At 39.6% G+C, this 18,776-nt stretch carries 19 protein-coding genes; 5 read left to right on the forward strand and 14 right to left on the reverse strand.

All coding sequences use genetic code 11. The features are described from left to right. The first annotated feature begins 345 nt into the window (after nt 1–345). Entirely contained in the window at nt 346–1,185 is an 840-nt protein-coding gene (locus IEW05_RS11075; RefSeq protein ID WP_188538653.1) for a YitT family protein, read from the forward strand. A 155-nt stretch (nt 1,186–1,340) separates the two neighbouring features. Here the strand turns inward: IEW05_RS11075 and IEW05_RS11080 are convergent, their stop codons facing one another. Continuing rightward, a complete protein-coding gene (locus IEW05_RS11080) occupies nt 1,341–2,018 on the reverse strand; it encodes an NAD(P)H-dependent oxidoreductase (RefSeq protein ID WP_229753339.1) in 678 nt (225 codons plus the stop codon). A 117-nt stretch (nt 2,019–2,135) separates the two neighbouring features. On the opposite strand from IEW05_RS11080, the gene IEW05_RS11085 reads away from it, so the two are divergent. After that, on the forward strand, nt 2,136–3,110 hold the full coding sequence (locus tag IEW05_RS11085; RefSeq protein ID WP_188538657.1) for a phosphotransferase enzyme family protein: 975 nt from the start codon (nt 2,136–2,138) through the stop codon (nt 3,108–3,110). A gap of 197 nt (nt 3,111–3,307) precedes the next feature. Further along, nucleotides 3,308–4,789 carry an amidase family protein gene (locus IEW05_RS11090; protein WP_188538659.1) on the forward strand — a complete coding sequence of 494 codons (1,482 nt, stop codon included), beginning with the start codon at nt 3,308–3,310 and terminating at the stop codon, nt 4,787–4,789. Nucleotides 4,790–4,849: 60 nt separating this feature from the next. Here IEW05_RS11090 and IEW05_RS11095 read toward each other — a convergent pair whose 3' ends face one another. The 3 genes from IEW05_RS11095 to IEW05_RS11105 form a co-directional block, all read right to left on the reverse strand. Next, the gene (locus IEW05_RS11095; protein WP_188538661.1) at nt 4,850–5,089 is read right to left on the reverse strand and encodes a hypothetical protein; all 240 of its coding nucleotides are present in this window, start codon (nt 5,087–5,089) and stop codon (nt 4,850–4,852) included. A 207-nt stretch (nt 5,090–5,296) separates the two neighbouring features. Next, a complete protein-coding gene (locus IEW05_RS11100; protein ID WP_188538663.1) occupies nt 5,297–5,869 on the reverse strand; it encodes a DUF305 domain-containing protein in 573 nt (190 codons plus the stop codon). A 68-nt stretch (nt 5,870–5,937) separates the two neighbouring features. Then, nucleotides 5,938–6,516 (reverse strand): TetR/AcrR family transcriptional regulator, encoded by a 579-nt coding sequence (locus tag IEW05_RS11105; RefSeq protein ID WP_188538665.1) that lies wholly within the window; start codon nt 6,514–6,516, stop codon nt 5,938–5,940. 265 nt (nt 6,517–6,781) lie between these two features. Between IEW05_RS11105 and IEW05_RS11110 the strand changes: the two genes are divergently transcribed. Next, entirely contained in the window at nt 6,782–7,927 is a 1,146-nt protein-coding gene (locus tag IEW05_RS11110; RefSeq protein WP_229753432.1) for an MFS transporter, read from the forward strand. A 95-nt stretch (nt 7,928–8,022) separates the two neighbouring features. Here the strand turns inward: IEW05_RS11110 and IEW05_RS11115 are convergent, their stop codons facing one another. The 7 genes from IEW05_RS11115 to IEW05_RS11145 all read right to left on the reverse strand — a co-directional run bounded on the left by IEW05_RS11115 (nt 8,023) and on the right by IEW05_RS11145 (nt 15,728). Continuing rightward, on the reverse strand, nt 8,023–8,652 hold the full coding sequence (locus IEW05_RS11115; protein WP_188538669.1) for a hypothetical protein: 630 nt from the start codon (nt 8,650–8,652) through the stop codon (nt 8,023–8,025). A 65-nt stretch (nt 8,653–8,717) separates the two neighbouring features. After that, complete coding sequence (locus tag IEW05_RS11120) at nt 8,718–9,572, reverse strand: ABC transporter permease (RefSeq protein WP_188538671.1); 855 nt, start codon at nt 9,570–9,572, stop codon at nt 8,718–8,720. Next, nucleotides 9,569–10,483, reverse strand: a complete 915-nt coding sequence (locus IEW05_RS11125; protein ID WP_188538673.1) for an ABC transporter ATP-binding protein — start codon at nt 10,481–10,483, stop codon at nt 9,569–9,571. The genes IEW05_RS11120 and IEW05_RS11125 overlap by 4 nt, the downstream gene beginning before the upstream one ends. A 187-nt stretch (nt 10,484–10,670) precedes the next feature. After that, nucleotides 10,671–11,399 (reverse strand): ABC transporter ATP-binding protein, encoded by a 729-nt coding sequence (locus IEW05_RS11130; protein ID WP_188538675.1) that lies wholly within the window; start codon nt 11,397–11,399, stop codon nt 10,671–10,673. 13 nt (nt 11,400–11,412) lie between these two features. Beyond that, nucleotides 11,413–13,743, reverse strand: coding sequence for an ABC transporter permease (locus tag IEW05_RS11135; RefSeq protein ID WP_188538676.1), 2,331 nt, complete (start codon nt 13,741–13,743; stop codon nt 11,413–11,415). Then, nucleotides 13,740–15,011 carry an MFS transporter gene (locus tag IEW05_RS11140; protein ID WP_188538678.1) on the reverse strand — a complete coding sequence of 424 codons (1,272 nt, stop codon included), beginning with the start codon at nt 15,009–15,011 and terminating at the stop codon, nt 13,740–13,742. Before IEW05_RS11140 ends, IEW05_RS11135 begins: the two co-directional genes overlap by 4 nt. 84 nt (nt 15,012–15,095) lie before the next feature. Beyond that, on the reverse strand, nt 15,096–15,728 hold the full coding sequence (locus IEW05_RS11145; RefSeq protein ID WP_188538680.1) for a TetR/AcrR family transcriptional regulator: 633 nt from the start codon (nt 15,726–15,728) through the stop codon (nt 15,096–15,098). 200 nt (nt 15,729–15,928) lie between these two features. On the opposite strand from IEW05_RS11145, the gene IEW05_RS11150 reads away from it, so the two are divergent. Then, entirely contained in the window at nt 15,929–16,732 is an 804-nt protein-coding gene (locus IEW05_RS11150; RefSeq protein ID WP_373285793.1) for a lipase family protein, read from the forward strand. Nucleotides 16,733–16,844: 112 nt separating this feature from the next. Here the strand turns inward: IEW05_RS11150 and IEW05_RS11155 are convergent, their stop codons facing one another. From IEW05_RS11155 to IEW05_RS11165, 3 genes are read right to left on the reverse strand one after another with little or no spacing between them, the layout of a single operon-like run. Beyond that, nucleotides 16,845–17,270 carry a GNAT family N-acetyltransferase gene (locus IEW05_RS11155; RefSeq protein ID WP_188538682.1) on the reverse strand — a complete coding sequence of 142 codons (426 nt, stop codon included), beginning with the start codon at nt 17,268–17,270 and terminating at the stop codon, nt 16,845–16,847. A gap of 13 nt (nt 17,271–17,283) precedes the next feature. Further along, on the reverse strand, nt 17,284–18,042 hold the full coding sequence (locus tag IEW05_RS11160; RefSeq protein WP_188538684.1) for an amino acid ABC transporter ATP-binding protein: 759 nt from the start codon (nt 18,040–18,042) through the stop codon (nt 17,284–17,286). Then, entirely contained in the window at nt 18,035–18,775 is a 741-nt protein-coding gene (locus IEW05_RS11165; RefSeq protein ID WP_188538686.1) for an amino acid ABC transporter permease, read from the reverse strand. The genes IEW05_RS11160 and IEW05_RS11165 overlap by 8 nt, the downstream gene beginning before the upstream one ends. Nucleotide 18,776 lies beyond the last annotated feature (1 nt).

Here is an 18,776-nt window from a genome sequence, read left to right on the forward strand (position 1 = left end):
TCTGTACTTGACCTATTTTTTTAAAAATTACCCTTATACCCGATTTCACGATTGTTGCTACCTTCAACTCTCCAACTTTCAAAATGACATTACAAAAATTGCATATAACGTATTACTTACGATTTTCATAAATATAAGGAATGCTATTGGATATCCTATTCAATGGAATTATCCTCTCATTTTTAAACAAAAGTAACTTATCCTTATACAGATCATTGCATATTCATAATCTACTTGAGACCTTTCTACTTCCATGGGTTCTTAGCCATCAAAAATAAGGGATTGCCTAAGCTCACCTAAATGAGATATAGTATTTTGATTATTGCAAAAGTAAGGATGGTATAGATGTTAAAGAAGCTGACTCACGATTTATTTTACTTAGTACTTGGAGCATTTCTGTTTGCCTTGGCGGTCAACGTATTTGTCATTCCCAATGAACTGGGAGAGGGTGGGGTTACTGGGGTTTCCATTATTCTCTATTATTTATTTCAATGGTCACCCAGTCTAGTCAACTTAATATTGAATTCTTTATTGCTAATTTTCGGATATCGATTCCTGGATAAGAAGATGATTATTTATACAATTATCGCCGTGTTACTAAATTCCATGTTTCTACACCTTACCCACGATTGGAATATTAACTCCGATGAATTGATTGTAAATGCGATATTTGGAGGCATACTTGTCGGAACAGGAATTGGGCTGATCATCCGGGTTGGCGGTAGTACCGCAGGTACAACCATTCTCGCAAAAATAGCTAATAAATATCTCAATTGGAATATTAGTTACGCCCTCTTATTTTTTGATTTGATCGTTGTATTTGCCTCTTACTTCATTATCGGGGCAGAAAAGCTTATGATAACCATCATTATGCTCTATGTCGGTACCAAAGTGATGGACTTTATTATTGAAGGACTAAACCCTAAAAAGGCAGTCACAATTATCTCCATGCAACAAGACAAAATCGCTGAACAGGTCAATTTAATCATGGACAGAGGTGTGACCGTACTACAAGGAAAGGGTTACTATAGCCAGGAGCCCAAAGAAGTACTCTACATTGTCATTAGTAAACAGGAAGTGTCCACACTCAAGAAAATCGTTGAAAATGCGGATAGAGAAGCCTTCCTCACCATTCATGATGTAAGAGATGTATTTGGAGAAGGTTTTGTAGAATTAGCAAAGTAAGTCCAAAAAATCCAAGACTAACATACGAAAACGACATGAAGAACTTAGCATGCCAAAAAGCCGACAGTTCCCCTGCAGGGAACTGTCGGCTTAATTTATTCAATAGATATCCTTATGTGGAGTTCAGCATAGTGGAAAAACATTCCGCTCCACTACTATTCCACCCACTCAACCACTTCTTGCATGCATCGACGTGTCTTCTCAGATGGATCATGTAAGCGATAGCCAAACGCAGCCATAACCGAAATGCCAAAATGTTCGGGGTCCATAATCCCTTCTGCAACTAATACTTCATTGATCTGTTCTCGATTAAAACCTTCCATTGGGCAAGAGTCTATCCCAATCAAAGCTGCAGCAGTCATCATGTTACCTAATGCAATATAAGTTTGACGGCAGGCCCACTCGAACATAACTCGCGGGTCGTCTTCAATAGCAAATCTTGTTTTTAAAAAATCATCATAGTTGTTCTGCTTCGCCTGTAGTATTTCGGGTGACAGCTTCTGAACATGCTCCAACATTCGCTGAATGTAATCTGAGCCCGCAACCATATCTTCTGGTAATCTCGTCAAAATGATCATAAAATGGCTAGCCGATTGTAATTGCTTTCGCGCTCCTGTTGCATACTCTGCAAGCTTGGCACGAACGTCCATATTTTGCACAATAACGAATTTCCATGGTTCAAATCCATATGAACTGGGAGACAAACGACCCGCCTCTAATATGTAGTCAAAATCAGAAGCGCTTATTTTCTTATTCGAATCAAACTCTTTAGTAGCATGTCTAAAATGAAATGCGGATAGAATCTCATTTTTCGTTATCTCTAGTTGACTCAATTTATTAACCCCTTCATTCATTTTTAATTTTCACGCCTCAACAGCTATTTTATCACATTTAAAAAACATTACATTTGTTATACTCCTGTTATGAATTTGAAAAATGGAGGGATTTTCTTGATTAAGCATGCTGTGGAAGTACTGTCGCAATATCCAATCTCAGAACCAGTTATTGAATTCATCAGACATAATGAGAATATCACTTTTAAAGTAACCGATAACAAGGACAGCAAAAATTATTTACTACGTATACATAAGCCCATAACAGAAGGTCTTTCAGGTATCCAACATACATTAAAAGGTTTAAGATCAGAAATACACCTACTTCAAGAACTGAATCAGAAAGATATCTTACAAGTCCAGACACCCGTTGCGAACTACTTTGGTGAGTTCGTGACAGAATATTATTCAGATGAATTTAATCGTAGTTATGCCACCCTACTAGAGTGGATTGAAGGTTCAGCACTATCCTTGGATGCAGATAACGTAGAGGATATTGCCTTCAAATTAGGAGAGCAGCTTGCGGATTTACACAAAGCTTCCTATGATTATAAACTGTTTGGGTTAGATCGGCCTGAATACGGTGCTCACAGCATAAATCATGTACTAGAAGAATTGAAATACGGAGTAGTGGAACATGTCTATAGTCAATCAGACTATGAGATCATCGCGGAGGTCCTTGAAGTAGTAAAGGGACAGATAACAGCTCTGAACGCTAGGGAACAACAATGGGGTATTATCCATGCTGACATTCAAATGAATAATGTGGTTGTTTCAGAGGGTAAGCCATGTCTCATTGATTATTGTCTGTCGGGGTACGGATATTATTTATTTGATCTAGGTAGTGCTGCTACGATTCTTAACAGTGAACAAAGAAACACCCTCCTACAAGGTTACGGTTCGAAAACAACCTTTTCTTATGACGATATTAGGAATATTGAGGGTTTCATATTCATGGACATTTTCATTAGTTATGCCATGTTTATCCATGATTCGAACAGAAACGGCTGGATCAAAGAACATATCGTAAAAACGATACCGTTATGCCGAGATTTTCTTGAGGGAAAAGAAGTGTTTTATTCATTTAAGTAAATGATTGCGATATAAGAAAATAATGCTATACTCAGGGCGCCTAAAGTTTTAGGCGCCTTACATATTTTATTTGTGTAAAAAACAATTAGAGTTGTTCTTTATCTTTACTAGTAAGCATCTAATTAATCTATAATTTAAAGCATAGGATTCACATGAATGAATTAAAAAAGACCCACTATCGAAAGTAGGAACTCTACATGGAACATATCTTTGGATTCAAAAATTTTATTAACGAAGAAGCAACGATACTTGATTTACAAGTTGCAATGGATAATGGAGAAATTACCTCAAGGGAACTTGTTATGTATTATATGAATCGGATCGCAAAGTTTGACCAGAGTGGGCCCATGATAAATTCTATTATGGAAATGAATCCTGATGCGATTTTTATTGCGGAAGCATTAGATATAGAAAGAAATTTAAGTGGAGCACGTAGTCCATTACACGGTGTGCCTGTAGTATTAAAAGGAAATATTGAAACCAATGACAAAATGCATACAAATGCTGGGGCATTAGCATTGGAACACCATATAAGCTCAAAAGATGCTTCCCTTGTCCAACAATTACGAACAGCAGGTGCAATTATTCTGGGAAAAACAAATATGACCGAATGGGCAAATGGGATGTCATCCTCTATGTGGGCTGGTTATAGTTCAGTTGGGGGACAAACCAAAAATCCATATGGGGATTATTTTCCCGGTGGTTCTAGTACGGGATCTGCCGCAGCTGTTGCAGCCAATCTTACTACAATTGCAATTGGTACAGAAACCTCTGCCTCTATTTTAAGCCCAGCTGTGCAGAACGCTATAGTTGGCATAAAGCCAACTGTAGGGTTAATTAGTCGATCTGGAATCATTCCGTGGAGCTATTCTCAGGATACCGCTGGACCCATGGCACGGACAGTCACGGATGCCGCGATCCTATTAAGTGCTCTTACGGGAAGAGATGAAAGTGATCCCGCTACTTGGAAGAATATACATGCTAATATGGACTATACAGATTTTTTGGATAAAGACGGATTAAGTACAGCAACCATAGGTATATTCAGGAATGTTCCACCCGAGAAATATCGTGACATTGGCGAATATGATGAAATATTATTTAATGATGCTGTGGCAAAACTCAAAGATTCTGGAGCCCATATAATAGAAGATATTGAAATTCCTTCCTTCAATAAAGAGTGGAATTATAACAAAATGAACCTTGAATTTAAGCATTCTGTTGAACGCTATTTGCAAAGTCTCCCCTCTCATATTCCTATTCATACTTTAAATGAACTAATTGATTGGAATGAGCAAAATACAGAGAAGGCTTTGAAATATGGACAAGATTCGTTGAAATATCGTGCACAACTAAATCATCCATTAAAGAATCAGAACTATATTTTAGAATCGATCACTGATCTATATGATTCGCAAAATATGGGGATAGACCATGCTATAGAAAAGTACGGTTTGGATGCCATCTTGTTTCCTTCCTATGTCGGTGCTGATATCAGTGCTAGAGCGGGTTATCCTTCCATAACAGTGCCTGCTGGATTTCAAGAGGATGGAAGACCATTTGGCATTACATTCGCAGGAACGGCATTTAGTGAACCAACACTGATTCGTATTGCCTATGCATTCGAACAAGCAACAAAACACAGAAGAATGCCAAATTTGAAGGATGAAATGAAATAAGAAGACTAAGAAGGATGGCTATTTTGCCATCTTTCTTATATTTAAGATATTACTAGTTTATTAGATAATATCATTGAAATAGTTCAAAATCGCTTCTTTAACTTGGTGTCTTGGTTCAAAAACATCATGCCCCGCATTCTGTACCCGTATAATAGTTGGGTTGTACTTCTCGTACAGATTTAACTGTTCCTCGTTCAATAGGGAACCTTCCTTAGTACCTTTAAGAACTAATAATTCTCCTCTAATGCTATCCAACGCCGATGATAGGTCACACTCTTGTGATTCGATATGCATACGCATTGGCAAATCCTTTGAATATCTTTTTCGGATAACTCCTTCATCTTCAATATAATAATCTTCTTTTTTATCTTTATTTACATCATACTATACTGTAAAAAAGTGGATTTTACATCCGGAATAATCAGAAATAAACAAAGCTACCCCGATTTCAAGTCAGGAATAGCTTTGTAAGGGTCCGTATAGTTTTATTCATTTCATTTGTCTAACTCAACAACAATCTAGTCTCGCTAGCAGCTGTTGCATTTGTTTGATGCCTTTGCATTGAGAGGATATGATGGCATACAGAATCGGCTTTAGCATCGGGCAGATATTGAAATGAAGTACGTTGTTTGACATGCGTACAGCTCCCTCGTGATGAGGAATCATTTCTCTCACAAAATTTGCATTTACACCATTTGTAATTTGGGCTGAGCCCATTTCGAAGAACATCGTTTCAGATATTTCCTTAAATCTATCCATGTAATGAGACCGTTCAAAATCAGTATTTGTCATTAAGCTACACTGTTGCTGTATGGCTTGCATATTCGCGATACTTTGTGTTTGTTCAGCAATAATGTTCAATGCGATACCTTGCAATTCAAGATTTGTAGTGTATTTCAGAATATTGTTAGACATTTCAATTGCTGCTAGGTGATGTGGAACCATCTGCCTAATAAAAATATCAGAAATACTATTGGTGAGATGTACACTTGTCATATTCTGAATCATGTTATTAAGTATTTTGAAGAAAGTATCAAGATAGGCCTTCGTCACAAGGCTCAGTTCGCAATGACTATTCATCAGGTTATAGGCTCCCTTTTTTTGAATAGTCTATTCTATTCATTAGGCTAATGTGTCTAACACTTGATCTAGGAAGACTGTATTCCCTCAAAAGCTACGGTCAGCAAATTCTTGATGAACGTATCATCCAGCTGTTCCCCTGTTATTAATAGTCTGTAGAAAATGGGTCCGAAAATTAGATCGATAGTTAATTCGATATCAAGCGTTTCCTTCAGTTCTTTCCGCTGAACTCCCCGTTCCAGAAGAAGCCGTGCTTCAAGACGACGATGATTAAAGTATCTGCTGCGGTAAGCTTCAGCCAGCCCCGGATCAAATTGTCCCTCACCAATCAGCTCCGTGATTATTTTACCTTCCCGGCTTGTCAGAAATCGGGCTAAATTAGAGGCATGAATTAATATATCGTTAAATACTGAGCCCGTATCGGGTACGGGTAGCCTTGCGGTGGCCGCAGACATAAAGCCATCCATAACAACGGCAGCCTTGTTGGACCACCATTTATATATGGTGGCTTTGCTGACCTGAGCCCGTTCGGCAATTTTATCAACCGTGACCGCCCCAAAGCCGATCTCCAGCAGCAAGTCGTAGGAAGCGTTAAGTATAGCCTTTTCGGCGTCAGCGTTACGGGGACGCCCTCTTTTGGTACTCATGGCAAATCCTCCTTATTGATGTTTCCGATTTACGATTCTCAGATAAATACTATACGTACATTATACAAAATATTTTCCTAAGAAGATAACAAAACAACTATTTACAATACTATATGTTCAGTATATTATATTGGTATCAATTAGTAAACTGAACGTACAGTATTTATAATGAGGAGGAATAACCATGAAACTCGAACGAGAAATTACACCCACTGTAAAAGAAACACAGGCTCAGCCTGAAAGTAAATCCGTACCCAACTGGATCATGATGTTGCTAGCCGTATCCTGCGGTATTATTGTCGCCAATCTGTATTATGCGCAAACTCTTGTTGGGCCTATTAGCACGGCAATGGGTCTCTCCCCCGGATCAGCAGGCTTAATTGTGACTTTGACTCAGGTGGGTTATGTTTTGGGTTTGCTGTTTATCGTTCCGCTCAGTGATATTATTGAGAATCGACGTCTGACTGTTGCAGCATTAATTATGGTCGTTGGCGCATTGGTTGCGGCTACTTTAGCTCCCAATTCGCTGATATTTCTGACTGCGTCCCTATTGATCGGACTTGGATCAGTAGCCGCTCAAATTCTGGTGCCATATGCCACCTATCTAGCCTCTGAACATCAACGCGGTCGTGTTGTAGGCAATGTAATGAGTGGGTTGCTGCTGGGAATCATGTTTGCTCGGCCGCTTGCGAGCTTCATCACAGATCTTTGGGGTTGGCAGGCCGTGTTTACGCTATCGGCGGTTCTGATAACTCTTTTGACAATACTGTTGTCCCATGCGCTGCCCAAACGCAAACCTGTACCTACCATGAATTATGGGCAGTTATTAGGTTCATTAGCTACTCTTTTAAAAGCAACACCAATTTTACGCCGCCGGGCGATTTATCAGGCCTGTCTATTTGGGGCTTTCAGTCTTTTTTGGACAGTTGTTCCTTTACGGTTAGCCGGTCACTATCATTTGTCACAGCAAGGCATCGCTTTGTTTGCCCTCGCCGGTGTTGCTGGAGCTGTCGCCGCACCTATTGCCGGGAGATTGGCTGACAAAGGTTTGTCCCATTTGATGAGCGGTCTAGCCATCGCGATTGCATTACTGGCTTTTGTAGTGACATATATATTTCAAAGCACTTCAAACACAGCTCTCATCCTGCTCGTTCTTGTTGCCATTCTGCTAGATATGGGGGTATCAGGAAGTCTCGTACTTGGCCAACGCGCCATTTATTCACTGGGAAATGAAACGAGAGGCCGCCTAAACGGATTATTTATGGCCATTTTCTTCGTGGGAGGAGCCATTGGATCGTTCATAGGAGCGTGGTCTTACGCTTACGGGGGCTGGACTTTGACCGTATTGCTAGGAATGAGTCTGCCTATTCTGGCCATGTTGTACTATTTTACGGAGAAAAGAACGGCTTGATTAATAGCTTCGCTGAGAAGAATGATTTGGCACAGTTGCTTTAATCTTAGAAAGGCAAAAAGACACTAACGAGGGGGTTAGTGTCTTTAACATGATCACGAGCTCAGTTCGGATTCATATTTTTCAAGCTTTTCAAAAACCTCATCAACCCATTTTGGGTCATCCCATAATTTTGGATTATCAACTTTTCTAACCGCAGGATGACCTGTTGCAACAGTATCCACACCATCTTTGTTTCCAAAGTACAAATCAACAATTTTTAATGACTTGTTATCAGATTGCACTAACAGTTTGCAGCTCATTCCAGACCCTTGGTTCGAAAAAGTTAAACTTAGGTAGTAAAGATCTTCATCAAGTTGCTGATACTCTGCTTCCTTAAACTCATTTTCTAAACCGAAATTTACACCCATGCCACCTATCAAATCTTGCTTTTGTTCTAATTCCAACATTTTATTTGTGAACTTAAGAAGATTCTCATTTAAGATGTAATGTTCAAATGATACTGTTTCTTGTTTCGCAACCGCTCCGGTATACAGGTTTACGAAAGCTTTTCCAAAGTTCATCATGGAATCGTAATCATCATCGCTGATCTGATCTTCTATACTTGCAATAGATTCTATCGGATTGTCTTTCAATTTTGCAATGTTTGAACTATCTTCCTTTTGTGAACAACCCACTAGGGCTAACAATACCAATATTACAAAACCAAACAGTAATTTTTTCATGGAAACTCCTTATAATACATTATGTTGGGGCGCTTATTCGAATCTCCTTGTGCTTGGCTAGTCTCTCATTTCTTTTTGCGTGTCATATTCAAAACAGCCAGCCCAAAACAGACAACCATTGTCACAATTAGCACAAGAATACTGATCCAAGCGGTTACCTTATAATCGCCAAAATAATAAGTTACCCCCATTGTTTTCTCGAATTCGATCAAAGTCTCTGCAGGCGCTCCCGAAAAGGCTTCAGAAAGGGGGACATCCATAATTACCTGCCTGAAAATGGCAACAGCATGTGATACAGGGAATATTTTGATCACAAACTGAACAGCATCCGGTAAAGAACCAACGGGGACGTAAATACCTGTCATAAACCCGATCAGTGTACCGATGATCGTACTTGCTGTAGCAAATGCATTATTGCTTTTAAAGAAGGATACTACCAAAAAGATGATGGCTGTATTTGCAAGGGTGCAAACCAAAATGAGCGCGACAACCTTACCCAATGCCACTGCAGACAGTATTTTTCCGCCGCTGACCACGATATATACTTCAATTAAAACAAGGGTAACAACACTCATGATACAACCGATCAGAAACGCACTAATCATATATCCACCCGCGATGCTACTTCTCCTTACAGGCGAGGAATTAAAATCCTTGATCATTTTCTTTTCCCGATCACTCACCATTGTACCAAAGGCACCCATAGTTGTTGTTACGGATGTCACTGCCAACAGCCCTGCCATAATCCAACTGTCCATAAGAAAGCGAATATTCCCTATTTCCTTATATTCACTCACCCAAACATCGCCTAGAAATAAGGCATATAAACCAATAATAATAAACACAGCAAGAAGCGAGAAGAATACGGTACTTTTATCTCTGAAGAAAAGGAGAAGATTTCGTTTAGCAAATCCAATCATTGTCTAAGCTCCTTTCCTGTTATACCGATAAAAGCATCATCCATCGTTCCATTTAAAACTTCAAAACCTGTAATATACGGTTTGCATTGTTCAAGAATCGGTAAAGCATCCAATGTGGATGGAATATTTATGGTTATTTTATCGACCTTTTGGGTAAATTCGATGTGGGAATCTGTCAGGAATTCAGTCAAAGTCTGGGTATCTCCCGCAAATAGGTTTAATTGATCGCTGGCATACCTATTTTTCAATTCGGACGGTGTTCCCTTTGCCGCTATGCTACCATTGTCGATCACGACTACATAATCCGCATCAGCCGCTTCTTCCATATAATGTGTAGTAAGAAACACGGTCATGTTATTTTCTTTTTGCAGCTTTTTAATGATCTCCCACACATTTTTTCTCGTTTGCGGATCAAGCCCCGTTGTTGGTTCATCTAATATTAAAATGGCTGGTGTATGTACAAGTGCGCGCGCAATATCGGCACGGCGGCGTTGACCGCCTGATAGATTTCCGTAGGGACGCTTCAAGAACTCCATAACACCTGCTGCCTCTGCAGCTTTTCGCACAGCGTCTGCTAGCGTCGTTCCTTTCGCCCCATAAAAACCGCCCCTGATTTTCATATTTTCTTCAACTGTCAGTAAACTATCTAGCAATCCGTCTTGAAACACAGCACCGATGACCGAGCGTATCTTATCATCGTCTTTGCCCAATTGGTATCCATCTATAATTATCGAGCCAGAGTCCGGTTGCAGAAATGTACAAATAATATCAATGGTTGTGGACTTCCCTGCCCCATTTGGTCCTAAAAAAGCGAACATCTTCCCCCTTTCTACGTAAAAACTGATATCTTTAACTGCCTGCAGCTTGCCATAGGATTTGCTTAAGTTCGTCACTTCTATAATTGGCTTCATGTTCAACTCACCTCACGTCCAATATATAACAACCCTTACAAAAACATTACTATGAAAAGATACAAAAAGTATATAGCTTTTATGGGATAAGAAAGCACTAACATGTGATCGAATAGAAAAAAAAGCTATCCTGATTTCAAGTCAGGATTAGCTTTGTAAAACAGTCATTATTTCATGGATAATGATGTTATGCCTTTGTTTTTAAATTTTTTAACCATTCATCCAGTTCTCTGTCGCGGTCTGCACCTACCGAGAATTCCTTAGAAGCAGCAATCTGACCATCTCTCATATAGAGTACTTTCCTTGCTTTGGCAGCGACACGCGGATCATGAGTAACGGTCATTATGGTCATTCCATCACGATTCAAATCGTCCAGGATTGCCAACACCTGATCCGTAGCTTCGGAATTCAGCGCACCTGTCGGTTCATCTAAAAACAGGATTTTGGGATTATTAATCATTGCGCGGCAAATAGAAGCACGTTGTAACTGTCCGCCTGATACTTCTCGTATATCACGCGCTTCGATTCCTTCAATTTCCATCCTCTTCATGATTTTTGATGCACGTTTTCTTATGTTATCCGCCGATTCTTTTTTGGCCACAAGACCAGGCAGCGTTATATTATCAAAGACAGAAAGATTCTTTAACATCTGGGCATTCTGAAATACAAAACCCATTTTGTTTAATCGAAATCTAGCTAAATCCTCTTCCTGCATTTCGGATATGTTTGTACCGTCAAAATACACCCTGCCATCGCTAATGCTATCCATTCCACTAATACTATAGAGAAGCGTCGACTTACCTGAGCCGGATGGACCCATAACCGCAATGAATTCTCCTTTAGTGATTTCGAAAGAGATGTCATGTAAAATCTGTGTATCTTTAAATGACTTACTAATCTTCTCAACTTTTATCATGGCTCTAAGCTCCCTATTCCATTATTTGATCTCTGATTGAAAAGCCTTTGACAACTCTGGTTCCTAGAATCACTGTAATGAAGACTACAAGCAACTGCGTTGCAGGGTAGACCAGATAGGCTGTTAATGGTTCAACTAACATCGTTATGTGGGATGCACCCATCGCTGAAAGCATCCATCCGAAAATAACCTCTCCCAAAGAGTTCGCGAGAATCGTCCCGACTATGATTGCTACAAATTGAATCGTAAGAATTCTAATTCCGAACTGTATCCTAATGTCACGATTGGAAAAACCAATCGCTTTCTTGATTGCGATGGCACTATGCTCCCTAGCCGTGATAAGCTGCAAGAACATTACGCTGATCAGCATAATTAACAGTAATGAAATCACGATAGCTGCACCTTCCACCAGGCTCATATTATCCTTAATGCCACCAAGTGTCTGTGACACGAACTCGCTGATTGGAGTTATTTTGATGTCTGTCAGAACGCTTCTCAATTCATCACTCTTTGTCTGAACCGTGACACCCTCTTTGACATTCAAATAAATATAATAGACTTCGATATCATCTTCCTTAAAATCAATAGCGGCTTTGGCCGTCTTTCCACCATAAGTTATATCCTGATAAATGCCACTTACGATAAACCTAAGTTCTTCTCCTTGATAAATCACAGTGAGGGAATCGCCAACTTCTTTTCCCAATTCCTTCGCATTCAGATATGATAGTGCAATTCCTTTATTATCCTCTGGGGCACTTCCCTTGAGATACTCCAATGGGAAGACAGATTCATCTCCATTTTGTACTCTAATGTATTCCCATTCCCCATCAGCATTCTGAATCTGTACGTATCCATTTCGATAAACTGCATATTTTTCAATTTCGGAATCATTCTTCAGATAGGATAAGGCGGCCTCTTTTTGTTCCGTCAATTTCTCGTTGTATTGTATATCTATACGAATATCGCTTTGTCCTACCCCCATATACGTCATGAAAGACGGATGATCAATCGTATTCTTCATGTTCATCGGAACCAGAATCAAGAACGACGAGAATACAAAAATGAAAAAGATAACAGAATATTCTTTCCATTTGCATTTCAATTCTCCAAAAGCAATCGTAAGATTGCGATGTTTTAACCCCGCCGAAGGTAATGAATAATGTCCCTCGTTCTTCATCTTCTCTTCCCCGCGCATTAGTTCCACAACCGTACTTTTCAGATTCTTGACAATGGTTCTGCGGCATCTGAACATGACGATTAGGCTAAGCAGGATGATTCCGATCATTGGAAATACCCATTTCATCCACTCCGTGGTACCCTCTCCGCAGTACATAATAACTGAGGACGATAAGAAATCTCCGAACGGGATGGCGATCAGATAACCGATAACTCCCGCTACCAGTACAAGCATTATGTATTTCACCTGATATAACTTCTTGATTGCTTTTCCGGGAAATCCAATGGCTTTCATCTCTCCGATGGTGTAATGCTCTTCTGCCATGGTTGCCCGAATGATATAGGATAAACATAGAATAGCAATCATGATTAATAGAAAGCTAATTGCGGTGATTATAAACGCTACCAAACCATAGGAAAAAGCATTCAGCATAGTTAGAAAGCTACCTGACAGACCAACACCGTTGGATGGCATACCCGCATCCATGTAATCCTTCTCCAACACGGTTGTAGATGTTCCATCCTTTAATTGGAATTCAAACAAGTATTCCCATTCTCCCATGTGAAGACTTAATTCATCTAGATCTGCCTGACTGATTAAGAATCGCTTTGAAGATGTGAGAGCAGCGTTCATCGCTGAATCGCGAATGATGGTTGATACAGTCAACTTTTTACTATAGTCACCTTCATGTAATGTGATCACATCTCCAGCCTGAATCCCAAGCTCTTCCGCATAATACACTGGCACTCCGATTTGCCCAGCCTGAACAATCGCAACTTCATTATTCATATTAAGGAGGAAATCAAATCCCTCATTCTGAACAACGAATCCGTTATCCATTAAATACTTTTCAAATGTTTCACCTTGATAACTAATATTTGCATTTCTGATATCCAGCATTTTTACGATTAACGAATCCTTAATATAATCATGGGTTGCTACAAAGTTCTTAAAGTCATCCTCATCATATGTTCCCTTATGCATCTGTAGATAATCGGTCGGTACCGCAAGTTCATTTAATCCATTCAGTGAAGATATCATGGTACCTGTTACTCTTAAGCCACCTGCCATAAAAATAGCCGAAAGGATCAGGAATACCGCTAAGGCAGTAGTGATAGCTTTGTTTCTTTTAAAATCCTTCCAACCAAGATTCAGTAATAGTTTCATTCTCTATTTAGTCTCCTCTCCAACGTTTTAACACTTTTCAGTCTGGAAACAATGACTCCGACAATTGCCAGAAGGATTCCTGCAATCAAAATCAGAAGCGCAATTCCTCTGCCCTCTCCGATACCGATCACCTTTCCAATTTGTATCGCGAACAAACTGTCTCCCAACATAAGAGGTTCAAAAACATAATCAGAAAGGACTCCTGATAATATGTAAGCAACAATATACCCCAGCTGCGTAATAAAACTGATCATGCCAAAAGCACGACCTTGAACCTCATTGTCAAGATTCTTTCGTATCAGCACTTCTGCTCCAATCTGTATTGCAGGCATAAATACAAACATCATGAATCCGAACATGGCAATCAATACTAAATTCTCCTTAACTCCCATCAGCGCAAAAAAGATTCCACAGCCAAGCAAACCGAGAGAAAGCAATCTCACATAAGATTGTGTATTCTTCATCAAGCTGATTGCGATACTACCGGCCAACATGCCAAATGCACAAACTGTGGTTAGAATACCGAGTTCTGTTTCACCTGCGAAAGCAAGTATTAGCGGCTTACTCAATATTTGTACGAATCCAAGGCAGAATACGACGATGGTCATAATCACAATCAGTGCTACAATACCTCTTTTCCCACGTATTGCTGCGATTCCTTCCTTCATTTCACTACGTAAGCTCAGATGGGCATCTTCCCTGCGTTTCGATACCATTCCTTTCTTCACAGCGGCTATTATCAATACAGTTGTAAAGAATGTAAGCATATCGATAATGATCAGCGTGCTGATCGTCGTAATCTGCAACAAGAATCCCGCTATGACTGGAGAAATGATAAGTTTAGCACTGCTTGCGATTTGAACCATGCCGCCAGCCTTAGCAAAATCTTCTTCCGATAATAAATCCGTAATAGTCGCTTTAAATGCCGGTTCCATCAAAGCTGTAAAAATAGAGCTAACGCCTACACCAACACAGATGACTGCAATTGAAGGATTTCCGCTCATAACGGAGACAAGACATATAACCAACCCAAGACCGGACAACAATTCTCCTAGAATCATCATCAACCTTCTATCATAACGATCCGCCAAGACACCTCCCACAGGAGCCAAAAGAATGGATGGGAGGAAGGCGCAAATACTGACAAGGGATGTTGCCGTAACTGAACCTGTTAGTGCCAATACATAGATGGCAATACCAAAGTCCGTTAATCCGCTACCAACACTTGATATCATCTGGCCAATCACCAGTAACCTAAACTTCTTCATTGCCACCTTCCTTTAATCCTATGTTTTTGTCACCGACCATCGGTCGATAGAGGGTAAAAAAATTATATACGAATGTCCTTCCATCTATGATAGTTGTCCAAACATCCGCATAAATTCTTGCAATTCTCCTTCTTTTGTTCCCAACATTCGTTCTGCATTACATAAAAACGCCTGTATTTTCCTAGGAAACTCCTCGTCTTTAAATTCCATAACATTACAATCAAACATCATATGTCCCAACAGTAATATGGACTCTGTGCATTCTATCGGGTAATCCATATGGAAAATCCCCTGGTCAATACCTTCTAACACAGGCTCTTGCAAAATCGGTGTCATACGCTTAAGCATTGCCCTTACATATAAATGTTCCAGCTTTGCATTTTCGACCTTATGAATTTCTTCTTTTATCTCATCCGATCCTTCAAACTCCGGTGTCTGTGCCATGATTGCCATCATAATACGACTTACTAACGGAATAGATTTATCCTTTACAATCTTCTCTGCCCTCCTGGCTCCTTCTTCAACGATATCAAGAATGATGGCTTCCAGTACTTCTTCCTTAGAAGTAAAGTAATAATAAAAGGTGCCTTTTGCAATATCCACAATCTTTAGAATATCGTTAATAGAAGTCTGATCATAACCTTTATTAACAAATAATTCACGCGCAGCAACTAAAATTTCTCGTCTTCGTACTTCTCCTTCTTTGACTGTTTTCATATCATACTCCATTTCTACCGACCGTCGGTCTATACATCCATAATATACCTGTTAAAAGGAATGTCAAGATATTAAATTCACCGTAAACGGAAATTGGCCGTCACCTGGTTGTTTGTCAGGTAACCTGCACATGGTCACGCACAATATAGGAATCTCTCCCTCATCTCATAAATATAGTGTAGTAGAGAGGGATGATGCACGTGGGTAACCTTAATGAACAAGCGCAATGGGCGATCTTTCTAGCTGCCATCTGTGAGCAGACCTATTCACAATTTTCAAATACAGATGGTTCATTCGTCGTTCCAGTGAATTATGAAATCTGTGATACAATTCAAGCGAAATCCATCAGTAATGTGTGGGAACCTTTTGGATTTATTCTACAATCACAACAAGACATTATTATAGCTTTTCGGGGAACTAGTTCAACGACCAATTGGATATCTAACGTACTCGCCTCACAAAAGAGATTCAAATATATTAAGGTAGATTGCTTAACACATCGCGGCTTTACAGGCATCTATTCGTCAGCTCGTAGTGAAATTATCTCCAGACTCTCTACTTTGTCTTCAGATAAGACATTATACGTTACAGGCCATAGTCTCGGGGGAGCGCTTGCTACCTTATGTGCTATTGATATTGCCGCCAATACCACCTTCAACTCGCCGAACTTGTTTACTTATGGTTCCCCACGTGTTGGCGATCCGGACTTTGCGAATGCATTTAAGAAATATATTTGTAACAGCTACCGTATTGCCAATCCCTTTGACGTTGTACCCCATGCTCCTCCAACGATCTACAAGCTGCCTAAGCGAGAAAAAAAATTCTATTACAGTCATGTTCAGACCCTTTCGTCACTGCCATTCCAGAATGGGTCCGTGAGTGCTAATCATATTATCGGAAGCTATTTCACAGAGCTTGCTAAGCTAGAGCCGCAATTTACAGAACAATTATGTGCAACGAATCCTGGATTCTGTCCAGCCACTGAGTTGAAATCAGAAGAGTAGGCCGAACGCTAACCTACTACTCTAATTTTTTACAGAGCCAACAATGTGATAAGTATAATGATTTCTCCGCAAGAAACTACAAAAGGTAACTTCAAATGAAGTTACCTTGGCATTAAATGAAATCCATTTTTATTAATGCTTCAATATGTGAAGGATGATACATAGCCATTCCGGTTTTCATCCTTCTAAATCCTTGTTCTTCATACCAAGAAATCGTATCTGGATGGGTATACAGCACGACATTACAGTTAGCGGTTTCTTCTAAAATCAATGAAATAATTTGTTTACCCAAGCCATGACGATGATAAGCTTCATCAACGGCAATGTTATAAATAGCTGCTTGTGAAATACCGTCAGATAAAGCTCTACCACAGCCAATCACTTTTTCTCCATCTACTATGAATACATTCACAGCACTATTCTCGAAAGCGAACTTCGTTTCAGCTGGTGTAAAATCCGTTAATCCAAAGCCATTCAATAGATCGGTTACTTGTGTCCAATCAATATTGTTTCGATTTTTTTGAAATATGTATGCCATATGGATCCCTCATTTAGATCGCAAATTCTGGTTCTTGATCACGATAATAATTAGCAAGAAATTGCTTGGTTCTTTCTGATTTCGGATGTGAAAATACTTCTTGCGGCGTTCCGTCTTCTACAATTCTACCTTGATCAAGAAATATAACTCTTGTGGCGACCTTACGAACAAAATTCATTTCGTGTGAAACTAGCAACATCGTATTTCCTTCTTCCGCCGTCTTCTTAATCGTGTCCAATACTTCGCCGACAAGCTCGGGGTCTAGTGCAGAGGTTGGTTCATCAAAGAGCAATATCTTGGGTTGCATGGCCAAAGCCCGAGCGATCGCTACACGTTGTTGTTGCCCACCAGATAACTGCTTGGGGTAATGATTCACCCTATCGGATAATCCCACTTTCGCAAGTTGTAAGTGAGCAATTTTCCGAGCTTCCTCCTTAGGTAATTTCTTCACTACAATTAATCCTTCCATCACATTTTCAAGCGCGGTCTTTTGACGGAACAGATTAAATTGTTGAAATACCATAGCCGTACTTTTTCTTAGCTCGATTACCTCTTTTTTCGTTTTCTTTGCTGTATTAACTATAAGCTCATCTATTCGAATCGTTCCTGCGTCTGGTACTTCGAGAAGATTAATGGCTCTTAATAATGTGGATTTCCCTGCACCTGACGAACCTATTACCGCAACAACATCGCCTCTTTTTATCGTCAAGTCTATATGGTCTAAGACCATATTATGATGGAATGATTTCGTTAATCCACTGATCTCAATCAAGGATGACATCTCCTTTTCTCTTTCTCAGGCTTTTAAAATCAATATCTAGTCGTCTTTCAAGCAGAGCAATCGCACGTTCAATCAATATCGTCATACCCCAATAAATTAAGGCCAAGGAACAGTAGGACTCGAAAAATCGAAGATTATTCCCGGCTAATATTCTAGATTGTGCCGTGATCTCAACTACAGAACATACAAAGGCGAGAGAGGTTCCCTTCATTAGACCAATCAGTGCATTCCCTAGCGTGGGTAGCGCAACAATAAAAGCTTCTGGAAGAATAATTCGTTTTAAGACTTGCCCATATGTCATGCCTAACGAATGTGCTGCCTCAATCTGTCCTTTATCAACTGATAGTAAGGCAGCCCGAATAATTTCAGAGCTATACGCTGCTTCATTCAGCGATAAGGCAAGCAATACATAAAATATAGAAGGAATAGAATTCACGTTATAACCTGTGTCATGATAAAAATTATAATATTTCAAAATTAATGGAATACCGGCATAAGTTAAGTACAATTGCACTAGAATCGGGGTTCCTCTTATAAAAGAAATAAAGACCACACTCAGTTGATAGAGAACGGGTATCTTTTTTATTTTGATAAGAGCTAGTAGGAGTCCTAAGAGGAGTCCTACTAGCATGGATATAGCTGTTAATTCAATTGTAACAGGCAGGTATTTAAGAAGTTTGGGGATCAGTGTAAACACTAATTCAATATCAAATATGTTTGGCATA

It is taken from the genome of Paenibacillus segetis (genome assembly GCF_014639155.1).
Classification (GTDB): domain Bacteria; phylum Bacillota; class Bacilli; order Paenibacillales; family Paenibacillaceae; genus Fontibacillus; species Fontibacillus segetis.